This is a genomic window from Myxococcales bacterium (genome assembly GCA_016706225.1).
GTDB lineage: Bacteria > Myxococcota_A > Polyangia > Polyangiales > Polyangiaceae > JADJKB01.
Map to the genome: position 1 here is coordinate 754761 of JADJKB010000003.1, position 15218 is coordinate 769978.

Sequence of the window (15218 nt, forward strand, 5' to 3'; positions counted from 1 at the left end):
CCGAACGCCAGTTCTTTGACTCGCACGCCCCCGCCCACACGCGAGCGGGCAGCAGCGCGGCCCGCCCGTGATACCCTGATCGGCTGTGACTCTGGCTCGGGGATCCTCGCGGCATCTGCGGCTGCTTCTGGCCGCGGCGCTGCTCGGCAGCTGTGTCGTCTCGATCGACGATCTTCAGCCGCCTGCGAGCACCGGTGGGACAGCGGGCACAGGCGGAACCAGCGGAGCAGACGCGGGCGACGCCGAGCCGTGCGCGGCCTGCCTCCCCGCGGAGAGTTGCTGCGACGGCGCGTGTGTCGACTTGAACACCAGTTCGACGCACTGCGGAGTGTGTGGTCAGAGTTGTCCGGGCACGACGTGCTCGAGCGGCGCCTGCACGAACGTGTGCAAGCTGGGCAGCCTCGACTGCGACAAGAACATCGTGAACGGCTGCGAGGTCCAGAGCGCGAAGGACCCGAAGAACTGCGGCGCCTGCGGCAACGAGTGCAGCGCGCCGGTCGGGGGCGCGGCGGTCTGCAATGGCGGCGTGTGCGGCCTTGGCTGCCCCGGCAGTTTTACGCTGTGTGACGTCGCCTGCATCGACACCAACGTGGACCCAGACAACTGCGGCGGCTGCGCTCAGGTTTGCCCCGTCACGAAGAACGGAACGCGGACGTGCAGCACCGGGAAATGTGGCACAGGCTGCGATCCTGGCTTCACCGACTGTGGCAGTGCGGGCTGCGTCAACATCGCGACCTCGCCGAGCAACTGCGGAGCGTGCGGCCAGATCTGCAACACCGGAGAAGTCTGCAACGCGGGCAAGTGTGACACGAGCTGCGGGGCGCTGACCCAGTGCGGAGCGGCCTGCGTCGACGGTCAGAGCAACGTGGAGCACTGCGGCGCTTGTGGCAACACCTGCCCCTCCACGCCGAACGGGAAACCCAGCTGTAAAGCGGGCTCGTGCGGGGTGACCTGCAACTCGAACGCCACCGAGTGCGGTGGCGTGTGCATCGACACCAAATCCGACAACAACAACTGCGGGTCCTGCAACAAAGCGTGCACAGGGCCTGCCAACTCCACGGCAACCTGCTCCAGCGGCGCGTGCGGGTTCGTTTGCGACGCCGGCTTCGTGAAGTGCGGCGACAAGTGCCTGAAGACCGACAGCGACGTCGCCAACTGCGGCAACTGCGGCAACGCTTGCAAGGCGGGAGAGGTGTGTTCCGCGGGGCAGTGCCAGGCAACCTGCGGCAGCGGCACCACCAAGTGCGGCACGGCCTGCGTGGATACCAACCTAGATCCCACGAACTGCGGCGCGTGTGGAACGGCGTGTCCCGGCGTCTCCGGAGGCTCACCGTCCTGTACCAGCGGCGTCTGCGACTACACGTGCAGCGCTGGGTTCACCAAGTGCAACGCGGGTTGTGTCAACACCTCGAACGACCAACTGAACTGTGGGGCCTGTGGCAACGCCTGCCCGGGCGCCACGGTCGGCGGCAGCGTGGCCTGCGTGGCCGGCACCTGCACGACGACCTGCAACGCGGGCCTCGGCCTCTGCAACGGTCAGTGTGTCAACAAACAAACCGACAACAACAACTGCGGCACCTGCGGACTTGCGTGCGGGACAGGAAAGGTGTGCAGCAACGGCGCCTGCACGCTCAACTGCCCGACCAACACCACCAACTGCGGCGGGCAATGTGTGGCGACGAGCGCTGATCCGCAGAACTGCGGGGGCTGCGGCAACGTCTGCGCCGCGCCGAGCGGCGGACAGGCCTTCTGCTCCGGCGGGACCTGTGGCTTCAACTGCAGCGCCGGCCTGATCAAGTGCGGTCAGACCTGTGTGGACCCCACCAAGCTCCCGAACTGCGGCGGCTGTGGCAACGACTGCACCCCGCCGCCTTCCAACGGTTACCCGGCCTGCGCATCGAGTAGCTGTTCGTTCGAGTGCAACGCTGGTTTTAGCAAGTGCGGCAGTGCCTGCCGCAGCCTTCAAGCCGACAACAACAACTGCGGCGGCTGCGGCGTCGTGTGCGGAAGCGGCAAGGTCTGTCAGGGCGGCCAGTGCATCGTGAACTGCACGCCACCGCTCCAGAACTGCAACGGCAGCTGCGTGGACACGGACAACAGCCCCATGAACTGCGGGACTTGCAGCAACGTATGCCCGGCCGGCCCCAACTCGACGGCGAAATGTAACGGCGGAGCTTGTGGCCTCACGTGCTCGTTGGGCTACGGCAACTGCAACGGGGCGTCGGCGGACGGCTGCGAGGTCAACCTACAGACCAACCCGCTCTTCTGCGGCTCCTGCACCCGCGCGTGCAGCTCGACCAACGTCATGAGCATCTCGTGCAACAGCGGCAGATGCGACTCGACTTGCAGCGTCGGCTTCAGCAATTGCGCGGCGCCACCGCTGCCGTCGGCCGACGACGGCTGTGAAACGGCCGCCGGCGACGGCAACTGCGGTGGCTGCGGGGTCGCGTGCAACAAACAGGGCTACACCGCGGCCGACGATTTCGTGTGTAATCCGGCCGCAAGTCAGGCCCCGCCTCTGGCCTGCGGCTGCAACGAGGCAGCGGACTGCAGCCCCACGAAGGGTAGCTGCAGCCTCGGCCTGTGCACGTGCTCCTCGACGCTGTGCCGACCCGGCGAGGTTTGCGCGGCCGGCAGTGGCGGCAGCGGCGGCACGGGCGGCACCAGCGGCACCGGCAGTCTCACCGGTGCGGGCGGGAGCGGCGGCGAGCCGACATCCGGAACCTGCAGCTGCAACGGCGGCCCCACGTGCCCGCCCGGCCCCGGCATGACTTGCTGCCCGGATCGGGACGGCAACATCGCCAACGACTGCCACTCCCTCGCGACGGACCCGCAGAACTGCGGAGCCTGCGGCCGCTCGTGCCCGCCCGGCTTCGGCTGTTCCGGCTTCAAGTGCCAATGCAAGATAGCGTCAGACTGCAACCTGGGCGGCACGAACGTGGCGTGCGTGGATATCGGAGCGGATTCCCTGTGCAAATGTGGCACGACAATCTGCCCCGCCGGAAAGCGCTGTTTCCCCGGCAACGTTTGCAAATGACCGAACGCGTGGGTCCGCTTGGACCGCGCCACACCCTCTCGCTCGAAGCGCCGACCCAGTGCTACGCTCACGTGTTGTGACTCGCCCGCGCGGACTCGTGCGCCACGTGCTGTCGGTGCTCGTGGCGTTGATACTCGCGAGCTGCTTCGTCTCGATCGACGACCTCGAGAGCCCAGCCGGTACCGGCGGCACGACGGCGACCGGCGGGGCAGCGGGCTCCGACGCCGGAGACGCCGGCCCTTGCGCCGCGTGCGCGGCCGGCCAGGCGTGTTGCAACGGCGCGTGCACCGACCTGAAGACGAGCGCCCAGCACTGCGGGGCTTGTGACAACGCTTGCCCCGGAACCACCTGCGCCGGGGGGACCTGCACGAATCAGTGCAAGCTCGGCAGCCTCGACTGCGACAAGAACATCGTCAACGGCTGTGAGGTCGACGCCGCCACGGATCCGAAGAACTGCGGCGCCTGCCAGACGGAGTGCAGCGCCCCCGTGGGCGGCGCCCCGAGCTGCAATGGCGGAGGTTGCGCGCTCGAGTGCGGTGCCGGCTCGACCCTGTGCGACGTCGCCTGCATCGACACGGCAAAGGACCCCGACAACTGTGGCGCTTGTGCGAAGCAGTGTCCGGCGGCCAACAACGGCGGACGAACCTGCGGCGCAGGCAAGTGTGGCACCCAGTGCGACCCGGGGTTCACGGCGTGTGGTGCCGACGGATGTGTCAACACACTCACGTCGCCCAATCACTGCGGCGCGTGCGGCACCATCTGCAACACCGGTGAGGTGTGCAACACCGGCAAGTGCTCGACTAGCTGCGGCGCGCTGACTCAATGCGGCGCAGCGTGTGTGGAACCCCAATCCGACGTGGAAAACTGCGGCGCTTGTGGCAACGCCTGCCCGTCGCCGTCGAACGGCAAACCCACATGCAAGGCTGGGGTCTGCAACGTCGCTTGCGGCTCGGGCACCACCCAGTGCGGCGCGGCGTGCATCGACGTCAAGGCGGACGCGAACAATTGCGGCGCCTGCAGCAAGGCCTGCACTGCCCCCGCCAACGCAACGGCTACGTGCTCCGCCAGTGCCTGCGGTTTTGTGTGTGACCCCGGCTTCGCAAAGTGTGGCGACAAGTGCCTGAAGACCGACAGCGACGTCGCCAACTGCGGCGGCTGCGGCAACGCGTGCAAATCCGGCGAGGTGTGTTCCGCCGGGCTGTGTGTCCTGAGCTGCAGCGCCGGCACGACCAAGTGCAGCGCTGCCTGCGTCGATCTCAAGCAAGATCCAACGAACTGCGGCGCCTGCGGCACGAACTGTCCGGGAGTTGCGAACGGGACTCCCGCGTGTGCGAACGGCAGCTGCGACTACAGCTGCAGCTCCGGGTACACCAAGTGCAACGGCGCCTGCGTGAACACCACCGGTGACAAACAGAACTGTGGGGCCTGCGGCAACGCCTGCGCCTCCGCCCCACAGGGCGGGAGCATGGCGTGTGTGAGCGGCGCTTGCACGCCGACTTGCAACAGCGGGCTGACCCTCTGCAGCGGACAGTGCATCAACAAACAGACCGACAACAACAACTGCGGCGGCTGCGGCCTGGTCTGCTCGTCTGGAAAGGTCTGCTCCAACGGCGCTTGCACGCTCAGCTGTCCAACAGGCACCACGAACTGCAGCGGACAGTGCGTGGCAACCGGCTCGGATCCGCAGAATTGCGGCGTTTGTGGAAACTCCTGCGCGACCCCGAGCGGAGGCGTGGCCTTCTGCTCCAGTGGCAGCTGTGGGTTCAGCTGCAACGCGGGGCTGATCAGGTGTGGCACGACCTGCGTGGACCCGAGCAAACTCCCCAACTGCGGCGGCTGCGGCATCACCTGCACGCCGGTCCCCGTCAACGGATACGGGGTGTGCGCCTCCAGCGCCTGTTCGTTCGGCTGCAACGCGGGTTTCACCAAGTGCAGCGGGGCGTGCGCCAACACCCAGACCGACAACAACAACTGCGGAGCCTGCGGTGTCGTGTGCGGGAGCGGTAAAGTCTGCCAGGCGGGGCTGTGCATCGTGAGCTGCACCGCGCCGCTCGTCAATTGCTCGGGCAGCTGCGTCGACACATTGACCAACGCCGCGAACTGCGGGACCTGCGGCAAGGTCTGCCCAAGCGCAGCCAACGCCAGCCCGAAATGTACGAGCGGCGTCTGCGGGCTGACCTGTTCGGCCGGCTACGCAAACTGCAACGGCACGTCTTCGGACGGCTGCGAGAGCAACACGAGCGCGGATCCGTACAACTGTGGCAAGTGCGGCCGAGGTTGTTCCAAAGACAAGACGTCTTCCCTCGGCTGTTCGAACAGTCTGTGTGTCCCGTTCTGCGAGCTGGGCTTTGGCGACTGCTCACACCCAGCGTCGCCCGAGGTGGACAACGGCTGTGAGCTCTCGACCACGGACGATCCGGCCAACTGCGGCGGCTGTGGAAACTCGTGCGGGGCGCTCAAGGCGTGCAAGGCCGGCCTGTGCGGCTGCGGCTCGGAGCAGGATTGCGGCGAAGGAGGGAGCTGCGAAGCTGGTACTGCGACCGGGCCTCCGGTGTGTGTGTGTGCCGGCAGCCAGTGCGCACACGGCGAGACGTGCTCGGGAGCAGCGTGCAGCTGCAACGGCGCTGCGGCCTGCCCCAAGGGATACATCTGCTGCGGCAGCGGGTGCCGGGACCTCTTGACGGACTCCGCCAGCTGCGGCGCCTGCGGACACGCTTGCCCTGCTGGGTTCGTGTGCGCGGAGGGTTCGTGCAAATGCTCCGCGACGAAGTCTTGCGACGCTGGCGGCGGCGGCGCCTGCAACACCGCCTCCGGCGTGTGCAAATGCAATGAGGGAGAGTGCTTGCCCGGTCGCCGCTGCCAACCCGGCGGGTTCTGTGGTTGAGCTGGTCCGAACGGGATTGGCCTGCGCGGTGCTCGCGCTCGGCGTGGCGATCGGCTGCGCCGAAGACGATCTCTCGAGCTCCCTCGCCAAGGGCGCCTGCAGCCCGAGCGGCAAGTGCTCGACGGGCTTCCAGTGCAACGCAGCGAACGAGTGTGTGCCGGTGAGCGACGCCGGAACTACCGACGCCGATGCGACCAGCGACGCCCCGTGCGCCAACTGCCCCATCGGGTTCATCTGCTGCAACGACGTGTGCGTCGACAAGAAGAACGATCCCGAGCACTGCGGAAGCTGCGCCAGCGTCTGCCTGGGCACACTCTGTCAGTCCGCGTCGTGCACGAACCTCTGCCAACCGGGGCTCGCGGACTGCAACAAGAACGTGACGGACGGCTGCGAGGCGCCCGCCTCGAGTTGCCCGAGCGATGCCGCGACGGATTGAGATACGTCGGTCTCAGGGAGCGCGCGGTTCGTCCTTCTTGCGTAGCGGGATCAGGCGCTGCGCCTGAATCTCGAGCGCGGCGTCCGGGTCGACGTTGTCGCTGTGGCAGCCGGCCTTTGCGCCCGCCTCGGCGCCCACGAGTGCCTTGGTCTTGGTCGCCAAGCGGTGCAATTCCTCCGGCGGGAGCACACCCCGCTTCTCGAGCGTGGCCCGCTGCTCGGGTGTCAGCGCCGGGCTCTTGAGCACGCGCTCGCGCTCGAACCCGTCCGCCTTGCCACTCGCAAACTCCACGATCTCCTTGGAGATGCGCACCGAGCACCAGTCGTGCCCGCACATCGCGCAAAAGTCGGTGTCGACGTCGAGATCTTCGTCGTGCAGCGCCCGGGCGTAGTCACCGTCGAAGGCGAGCTCGAAGTGTCTCTCCCAGTTCAGCGCCGCGCGGGCCTTGGTCAGGTTGTCGTCCCAGTCCCGAGCCCCCGGAATGCCGAGCGCCACGTCCGCGGCGTGCGCCGCGATCTTGTAGGCGATACAACCCTGCTTCACGTCGTCCTTCTTGGGCAGACCGACGTGTTCCTTCGGCGTGACGTAGCACAGCATCGACGCTCCGTGGTACGCCGCTGACGTCGCACCGATGCAGCTCGTGATGTGATCGTAACCGGGGAAGACATCCGTCACGAGCGGACCGAGCACGTAGAACGGCGCGCCGTGACACAGGCGACGCTCGAGCTTCATGTTGTATTCGATCTGATCGAACGGCACGTGCCCGGGTCCCTCGATCATGACCTGAATGCCCTTCTTCCAGGCGCGCTCGGTGAGCTCCCCCAACGTCTCGAGCTCGTTCAGCTGGGCCTGGTCGCTGGCGTCCGCGAGCCCACCCGGACGCAGGCCGTCGCCGAGAGAGAACGAGACGTCGTACTCACGCATCACGTCGCAGATCCGCTCGAACAGCGTGTACATCGGGTTCTCTGCACCATGCACCAGCATCCACTTTGCCAGCAGGGAGCCTCCGCGACTGACGATGCCAATCAGGCGTTTTTGCACGAAGGCCAGGTGCTCACGCAGCACCCCCGCGTGAATGGTGAAGTAATCGACGCCCTGCGCCGCTTGCTTGCGCAGCGTCTCCAGGATGACCGCCTCGCTCAGCTCTTCGATCTTGCGCCCGATGATCATCGAGTAGATCGGCACGGTGCCGATGGGCACGCTGGAGGCCCGAATGATCGCGTCCCGACAGGCGTCGAGATCTCCGCCGGTCGAGAGGTCCATCACCGTGTCTGCGCCCCAGCGCACCGACCAGCGCATCTTCTCGACCTCCTCGTCGAGGCCGCTGGAGACCGGTGAGGCGCCCAGGTTCGCGTTGATCTTGGTGCGACTGGCCCTGCCAATGCACATCGGCTCGAGCGCGTACGAGAGGTGCACGCGGTTGGCCGGAATGATCATGCGACCGGCCGCCACTTCGTCCCGAACCTGCTCGGGTGTCAGGTGCCTTTCGCTGGCGGCGACGCGCCGCATTTCGGGCGTGACCGCGCCGAGGCGTGCGTGCTCGAGCTGGGTGACGGGGACGAACCCCTCCGGCGCAACCGCGAACCCGTCATCGCCACGCCGCCAGCCATCGGGCAGGAAATCCCAGGCAGTCTTGTCGCTGGGGGGCGGCATGCCGGGAGTGTCCGGCGACGAAAAGGCGAGCGGGCCGCCGATGTCAGCGGCGTTGGCGAGGGAACCCGGGCTCGTTCCTTCGCGCAGTGTCGATGGATTGTGAGCGCCGCGGTGGGGCAAGGTCCAGGTGGGCATGTAGGAGGTCGTCCTTCCTTGTCACTCGGTCGGAAACGACGCCGGGTCCACCGGTCGTCGCAATCCCTCCGCCGGTCCGAACCGGATCAGGTTGTGCGGGTTCCTCTCAGCTGCCTCTGAAAGAGGCCGCGCCCCGAGCGACACGTGGGCTCGTAACCGAGAACTCCCGGGGCGGCCAGTAGATCCACCATCGCACAGTGTGCGCCCCGCGGAGGTGGGGATTGCCCCTTGTTCCGGCCTTGCCCGCCCGCCTATGCTCGACTGTTTCGTGAGCCAAGGAGCGCCCATGTCCAGGTCAATCGCGGTCGCCGGTATTTCCTTCATCGCTGTGGTCATTGGCGCGTGCGGCGGGCCAACGCTGCCAGCGAACAACGCGGGCCCCACCATCGGTCGGCCGTCGGCCGACGTCGTCTCGACCTACGCCGAGCCGCTCATCGTCGACTGGGACTCCGACCACCGCACCGATCTGGAGGTCCTCACGCGCGACCGCATCGCAGTCGTCCGTTATCAGAAGGACGCCATCATGATGCTGAAGGACTGCACCCTGGAGGGGTCCTACGGCTACGTCGGCGTGACCAAGAAAGAAGACCTCATCCGTTACGAGTCGCTCGATGAGGTTGCGGCGAACTTGCCCGGCATCTTCGCCATCGGCGGGGCGAGCCTTGGCGCCGACATGTCGAAGGGCACCACCATCGACATCGGTCTCGTGGTCGTCGGCAAACGCACGGCAGTGCGCACCAGCGCCGAGCGCGCCGAGCTCAAGGGTGAGTGCGAGGGCGCGACCCACTTCGTCCGCGGTGCAACCATTGGTGCATTCGCCGTGCAGACCGGGCAGCGCTCGAAGGTGGGGACGGTGGCCAGCCTGTTCGGCGCCGGAGTCTCCGCGAGCAGCGGCAGCAGCAAGCTCGTGTCCAAGAAGGACGGCACCATCGACAAGTGCTCGAGCTCGAGCACCGAAGCGCCGAACGCTCCAGAGGGTTGTCGATCACTCTTGAGGCTGGAGCTGCGACCGTTCAACGCCCCGAAGGTCGCCGCCAAGGACGCCGCGGGCAAGTCCGTTGCCAAGGCCAAGGACATCCCCGAGTGCAGCGCGGGCTTCGTCTGGGACGGCGCCAAGTGCGCGACCAAGTCGACGACCAAAGCCTTCGCTTGCTCGGGCAAAGACCAGGGGCAGTGCCGGGCCCAGTGTGACAAGAACAACGCCCGCAGCTGCTCCCAGCTGGCGCTGATCTATCGAGCCGAAGGCAAGGACCAGGTGCAAGCCGTGGCCTTCTTCAAGAAGGCTTGCAACCTGGGCGAAGAGTCGGCCTGCGCCGAGCACGGCGCACACTTGCTGAACGGCATCGGGGTGGAGCCGGACAAGTTCAAGGCCCTGGAGACCTTCAAGAAGGCATGCGCGGCCGGCGACTCGCTCGGCTGTTCGTTTCTTGGTCGCATGCACCGCGCCGGCACCGCGACCGAGCCCAGCGAAGCGAAGGCCCTGGCGTTGTTCAAGCGCGCTTGCGACGGCGGTTTCTCTCAGGGCTGCGTCGAGCTCGGCACGGTGCACGAGCAGGGCGTCGGCACTCGACGCGACTACAAACAGGCGCTCAGATACTACGAGCGGGCGTGCAAGGCGGACGACGCGGACGGCTGCGCCCACCTCGGCACGCTGTACACCAGCGACCGGCGCGGCGCCGGGCTCGACCGGCAAAAGGCGATGGAGCTCTTCAAGGGCTCCTGCGACCGAAACAGCGCTCTGGGCTGCACGGAGCTCGGCAACATGTACGTCGGCGGCGCTGGCATGGATCGCCAGAAGCAGACCGAGCACGACCAGGAGGCCGCCAAGCTCTACGAGAAAGCCTGCGGCCTGTGGGGTGGCGCCGAAGGTTGCGCGCGCCTCGGTTACATGATGGTCCTGGGCTGGGGCGTGAAACGCGATACCTACGCCGGCAACCTGAAGATCAAGAAAGGGTGCGAGGAAAACAGCGGTTACGCCTGCGTGCAACTCGGCAAGATCTTGGCCGGAGGCATGTACGGACAGCCCCGCGATGCGGTCAAGGCCTACGAGAACTACGACAAAGCCTGCAACCTCTTCGAGGGTGAAGGCTGTTTCTTGATCGGGCAGCTCTACCGCAACGGCGAGGGTGTGCAGCGCGACGACACCCGCGCGCACAGCTACTTCGAGCGCGGCTGCCGGACCGGAAACCCGCGGGCCTGTTACCACGTGGCGGCGGACCTCTACACCGGCAAAGGTGTCTCGAAGCGTGACAACGCCAAGGCCATGAGCCACTACGAACACTCGTGCGCGGGCGGCTGGGCCGACTCCTGCAACGAGGTCGGCTTCCTCTACGACAAGGGCGAAGGCGGCGTGAAACAGGACAAACAGAAGGCTGCGGCCCTGTTCGATCAAGGCTGCGAGCTCGGCAGCTCGACGGCTTGCGAAAACCTGGGGCGTTACATCGAGTCCGGCGTCTACAAGGCGTCGTCCAAGGACCGCGCCCTCGAGCTCTACGCCAAGGCCTGCGAAGCCGATGCCTCCAAATGCAGCCGCCTCGCCAACAAGTACGAGTACGGCGCCGGGTTCCCCAAGGACATCATGAAGGCGCTGCAGTACTACCGAAAGGCCTGCGACAAGTTCCACTATCCGGCCTGCGTCGACCTCGGTCGCATCTACCGGAGTGGCTACAGCGGTCTGAATCGTGACGACCGCACCGCCTTCGGCTTCTACCAGAAGGCCTGCAGTGGGCGCATCGAGTCCGCCTGTGACGAGATGGCCGACATGTACGCGGAAGGTCAAGGCGTGTCGCCCGATCCCGTGCAGGCCGCGCGTCTCCGCCAGACCAGCTGTGACCGCGGCAACACCAAGAGTTGCCGCAGCCTGGCCAAGATGTACGTGGATGGTGTGGGCGTCCCCAAGAAGGATCCCGAAATGGCCGCCAAGCTCCACGAGAAGGCCTGCTACATGCGGTCCCGAGATGATTGCTACGAGCTCGCCTTGCTCTACGAAAAGGGCACGGGCGTGAAGCAGGACGGCAAGAAGGTCGCCGAGTTCTTCCAGCGCTCATGCAACTTCGGCAACTACCAAGCGTGCTCCAACATGGGTTACTTCATGTACAAAGGCACGGCGGATCAGAAGAAGGACACTGCGATGGGACTGTCGAAGTTGCGCTACGCGTGCAGCTCGTACGGCCGCTACATGAAGGACGACAAGGAGCGCGCCCAGAAGGTCTGGGCCTGCGGGGCGCTCAAGAAGTTGAACCAGAAGTTCGACCCACCGGCGCCGAAACCGACGGGACCGATCCGCGGCACGCAGAAGATGTGAGCGGGGCCGGCCCGAAGGAGCGCGGAAACCGCGGGGGAATCCTCGGTTTCCGCCAGAGGCCGCTTGCGACCTCGGCTCGCGCGGTAAGAATGTAGCGAATCCGCACACTGGCCGGGGCTCCGCGGCCCCAAGTTGTTCCCTGCGCGAACACCTTCGCGTAGACTCCGAGGTCTCATGGAGAATGCCCCCGTCCGCCCTGGCGACGTGATCGCCGGCAAGTTCCGAGTCGAGCGCCTGCTCGGCGAGGGTGGCATGGGTGTGGTGGTCGCGGCGCTGCACCTCGAGCTCGAACAACGCGTCGCGGTAAAATTCCTGCTCCCGGAGATCGCCAAGCGTAACGACGCGGCAGAGCGCTTCCGACGGGAGGCGCGCGCCGCCGTGAAGATCCGAAGTGAGCATGTCGCGCGTGTGCTCGACGTGGGCAGCACCGAGGACGGCGTCCCCTACATGGTCATGGAGTACCTCGAGGGGCACGACCTGGGAGACGAGCTGCGCGAGCGGGGTCAGCTACCCGTTGGCGAGGCCGTGAGCTTCATGCTGCAGGCCAGCGAGGCGGTCGCCGAGGCACACGCTGCTGGCATCGTGCATCGTGATCTGAAGCCCGCCAACCTGTTCCTGTCCAAACGGGCAGACGGCTCCCGGCTGATCAAGGTCCTGGACTTCGGCATTTCGAAGTCCGTCATGGGAGGGTCGAGCTCGGATCTTTCCCTGACTGCCACCTCCGCCTTGATCGGCTCGCCGCTCTACATGTCGCCGGAGCAGATGCACTCTGCAAAGAACGTCGACACCCGCACGGACATCTGGGCGCTCGGAGCGATCCTGTTCCAGCTCTTGGCGAATCGACCGCCCTACGTCGCCGAGTCGATTCCGCAGCTCTGCAGCGCGCTGCTCAACGACCTGCCACCGCCACTGTCGGATTTCCGACCGGACATTCCCCCGGAGCTCCAGGCTGTCGTCACGCGTGCGCTGGCCAAGGACCGAGAGCAACGTTGGCAGAGCGTCGGTGACATGTCGCTCGCTCTCTGCGAATTTGCACCTGAGGCCCGCGTTCACGCCGAGCGCGCCTCGCGCATGCATTCATCCCAGAGCGGCATCACCACGCCGTCTCTGACCGACGCGGAGCGCGAAGTTCCGCCGCGCCCAGCGAGTGTTTCGGTGGCCATCTCCAATGACTCCCCACTGGCAAACCTGCCGACGGAGTCCAGCTCTCCGAAGGCCATTGCAGAGCGCACGCTGAACTCCTGGGGCAAGACCGGCGGCTCGCAGAGCGCCGCAGCCGAAAAACCCCGGCGGCCCATTGCGGCCATCGCCGCGGGCGGTGTGGCGGCGTTGGCGCTCGTTGCTTTTGGCGTCAGCCGCACGACCGCCACGGCGACGCCGAGCGCGACGCCTGCCACCGAGCCACCCGCTACGCTGGCCGCTCAGAGCCCGGTTCCAGCGGAGCCCACGCCCGCGGTCGCCCCCGCACCAATCCCCAAGCCACAAGAGCCCGTCGCCGCGGATGTCGCGGATGCCGCAGCGCAGCCGACACCAGCGAAGCCCGCAGTGAAATCGACCCCCGCCCACGTGAACGTCCCCGGCGAACGACCGAACAAACCGAGCACGAAGCCCCCGCCACCGACTGACTTCGGCGGCCGACGCTGAGCTAGCCATGAGCAAGCGGTTAGAACGCTGGGTGGCGGTGGCCACGGTCTGCGCAAGCTTCACGCCGAACCTGGCGAGAGCCCAGAGCGGCGACAACAAGGTGGCCGCCGAGGCGCTGTTCGACGCAGCTCGCAAGCTGATGGCGGAGAAACAGTACGCCGCTGCCTGTACGAAGTACGAACAGAGCCAGCGCCTCGACCCCGGCATCGGGACGCTGCTCTATCTCGCTGACTGCTACGAAAATGCCGGACGCGTTGCCAGCGCCTGGGCGACATTTCGCGAGGGTGCATCCCAGGCGAACGCGGCGGGACAGCAGGACCGCGCCCAGTCCGGCGAGACGCGCGCAGCGCGCTTGGAGCCGCGATTGTCTCGACTCACCATCAACGTCGCTGGCGAAAACGCCGGCCTCGACGGCTTCGTGTTGCGGCGCGGCGACGGGCTGATCGCCAAGGCCCTCTGGGGAGTAGCAGTGCCCGTCGATGGCGGCGACTGGGTGATCGAGGCCAGCGCGCCGAAGATGAAGAGCTGGTCGAAGACGCTCAAGGTGAGTGCCGAGAAGGACGTCGTGAGCATCGACGTTCCCGCCCTGGAGGCAGATCCGGCTGCTGAGAGCGCGCCCGCCGCGGCAGCGCCCGCGGACGCGGCGCCGCTGGCGGCCCCGACCCCCACCCCGTCGCCGGGCTCACCGGTGCGCGATCAATCGACGACCGGCGATACGCAGCGGACCATCGGCTTGATCGTGGGCGGCGTCGGAGTCATCGGCGTCGGCTTCGGAACCTATTTTGGCCTGCGCGCATATTCGAAAAACTCGGACGCAAAACAGCTGTGCAACGGGGCGGCCTGTAGCGATGAGCGTGGCGTCAGCTTGACCGACGACGCGCGCGACGCAGCTCGGCTCTCGAACGTTGCCTTTGGTGTCGGCCTCACTGCGCTGGTTTGTGGAACGGTGGTGTTTCTGAGCGCGCCTTCGGCAAAGTCGACCGCACTCTCGGTGACTCCCGCGGCTGGCAGGCGCTCGGCGGGCCTGCTCGTCGGAGGCAGCTTTTGATGCGGCGCGCCCGTTTCATCAAGCTCGGGCTAGCCGCGCTCACGTCGGCGCTCGGCTGCCAGAGCATCGTGGGCATCGAAGAGCGCCACTATGAACCGCCGGAGCAGGCCAGCCCCGAGTGCAAGGCCTACTGCGACGCGGTCATGAAGGGCTGCACCGGAGCGAACGCGGCCTACGCTGATCGCGATAGCTGCATCGCCACCTGCGGCAAGATCCCGGGTGGTGAGGCCAACGCGGACAACTCACTCGAGTGCCGCACACAGCAAGCCGAGCTGGCGGTGAGCACCGGGGAGCCCGAGGTGCACTGCCCAGCGGCGGGCCCGTTCGGCGCGGGCACCTGTGGCTCCACGTGTCAGGCGTACTGCACGCTGCTCGCCGCGTCGTGTGCGGACAAACTTGTCGGCGTCAGCGACTGCGTCAGCGCCTGCAGCGGCCTGCGCGCGGACAAGAACTACGATTTGACGAGCCTCGATACCGGCGACAACTTGGAGTGCCGTGTGGCGTACGCGGTGAAGGCAGCGGCAGACCCGACGACCAACTGCGGCCCGGCCGCGCTCAAGAGCTCCGGCTGCGTGGATGCGCCCGACGCCGCTCCGAGCTGTGAAGACGTCTGCAACCTCGTAGGCGCCGCGTGCACCGGCTCGGCCAAGGTCTATTCGAACAAAGCGGAGTGCCTCGGAGTGTGCAGCGCCCTGGACATCGGCAAGAACTCCGACGTCATGGAGAACACCTCGGCGTGCCGCAAGTACCACGCCTACAACTCGATGGCCGCGCCGGCCCAGCACTGCCCACACGCTGGGCCCGGCGGCGACGGGCACTGTGGCACGGACAACTGCCAGGCCTATTGCCAGCTGTTTTCACGGGTCTGCAAGACCGAGTTCACGACCAGCTTTGGGGACGAATCCAAGTGCCTGACGGAGTGCGCCAAGCTGCCCGGCGCCGCGGCGGACACGTGGAGTGCAGCGAGCGCCCAGGGCAACAGCGTGAAGTGTCGCCTGGTCAACGTGGCGCGGGCCACGACGGACGCGACGAACTGCGCAGCCGCAGCCGGCGGCGGTGAGTGCCAGTGAGTTCGCA

At 66.8% G+C, this 15218-nt stretch carries 8 protein-coding genes and 1 riboswitch; of the genes, 7 read left to right on the forward strand and 1 reads right to left on the reverse strand.

Translation table 11 applies throughout. The annotated features are described in order from the left end of the window. The first annotated feature begins 85 nt into the window (after nt 1-85). From IPI67_05000 to IPI67_05010, 3 genes are all read left to right on the forward strand, one after another. Complete coding sequence (locus IPI67_05000; GenBank protein ID MBK7579548.1) at nt 86-3037, forward strand: hypothetical protein; 2952 nt, start codon at nt 86-88, stop codon at nt 3035-3037. Between the two features lie 76 nt (nt 3038-3113). Continuing rightward, complete coding sequence (locus tag IPI67_05005; protein MBK7579549.1) at nt 3114-5921, forward strand: hypothetical protein; 2808 nt, start codon at nt 3114-3116, stop codon at nt 5919-5921. Continuing rightward, entirely contained in the window at nt 5914-6357 is a 444-nt protein-coding gene (locus IPI67_05010) for a hypothetical protein (protein MBK7579550.1), read from the forward strand. The genes IPI67_05005 and IPI67_05010 overlap by 8 nt, the downstream gene beginning before the upstream one ends. Before the next feature lie 12 nt (nt 6358-6369). Here the strand turns inward: IPI67_05010 and thiC are convergent, their stop codons facing one another. Further along, nucleotides 6370-8145, reverse strand: a complete 1776-nt coding sequence (gene thiC / locus IPI67_05015; GenBank protein ID MBK7579551.1) for a phosphomethylpyrimidine synthase ThiC — start codon at nt 8143-8145, stop codon at nt 6370-6372. 45 nt (nt 8146-8190) lie between these two features. Then, a riboswitch (TPP riboswitch) is annotated at nt 8191-8291 on the reverse strand. Between the two features lie 140 nt (nt 8292-8431). Between thiC and IPI67_05020 the strand changes: the two genes are divergently transcribed. The 4 genes from IPI67_05020 (at nt 8432) to IPI67_05035 (ending at nt 15211) form a co-directional block, all read left to right on the forward strand. Continuing rightward, nucleotides 8432-11449 (forward strand): sel1 repeat family protein, encoded by a 3018-nt coding sequence (locus tag IPI67_05020; protein MBK7579552.1) that lies wholly within the window; start codon nt 8432-8434, stop codon nt 11447-11449. 174 nt (nt 11450-11623) lie between these two features. Beyond that, complete coding sequence (locus IPI67_05025; protein ID MBK7579553.1) at nt 11624-13093, forward strand: protein kinase; 1470 nt, start codon at nt 11624-11626, stop codon at nt 13091-13093. A gap of 7 nt (nt 13094-13100) precedes the next feature. After that, nucleotides 13101-14141: a hypothetical protein gene (locus tag IPI67_05030; GenBank protein MBK7579554.1), complete on the forward strand. Its 1041-nt coding sequence runs from the start codon at nt 13101-13103 to the stop codon at nt 14139-14141. Further along, entirely contained in the window at nt 14141-15211 is a 1071-nt protein-coding gene (locus IPI67_05035) for a hypothetical protein (GenBank protein MBK7579555.1), read from the forward strand. Before IPI67_05030 ends, IPI67_05035 begins: the two co-directional genes overlap by 1 nt. Nucleotides 15212-15218: the final 7 nt, after the last annotated feature.

What these genes read in the sequence shown, in the direction of transcription:
- IPI67_05030 (MBK7579554.1), top strand. Translation starts at nt 13,101, where the DNA reads ATGAGCAAGCGGTTAGAACGCTGGGTGGCGGTGGCCACGGTCTGCGCA.
- IPI67_05020 (MBK7579552.1), top strand. Translation starts at nt 8,432, where the DNA reads ATGTCCAGGTCAATCGCGGTCGCCGGTATTTCCTTCATCGCTGTGGTC.
- thiC (MBK7579551.1), bottom strand. Translation starts at nt 8,145, where the DNA reads ATGCCCACCTGGACCTTGCCCCACCGCGGCGCTCACAATCCATCGACA.
- IPI67_05035 (MBK7579555.1), top strand. Translation starts at nt 14,141, where the DNA reads ATGCGGCGCGCCCGTTTCATCAAGCTCGGGCTAGCCGCGCTCACGTCG.
- IPI67_05025 (MBK7579553.1), top strand. Translation starts at nt 11,624, where the DNA reads ATGGAGAATGCCCCCGTCCGCCCTGGCGACGTGATCGCCGGCAAGTTC.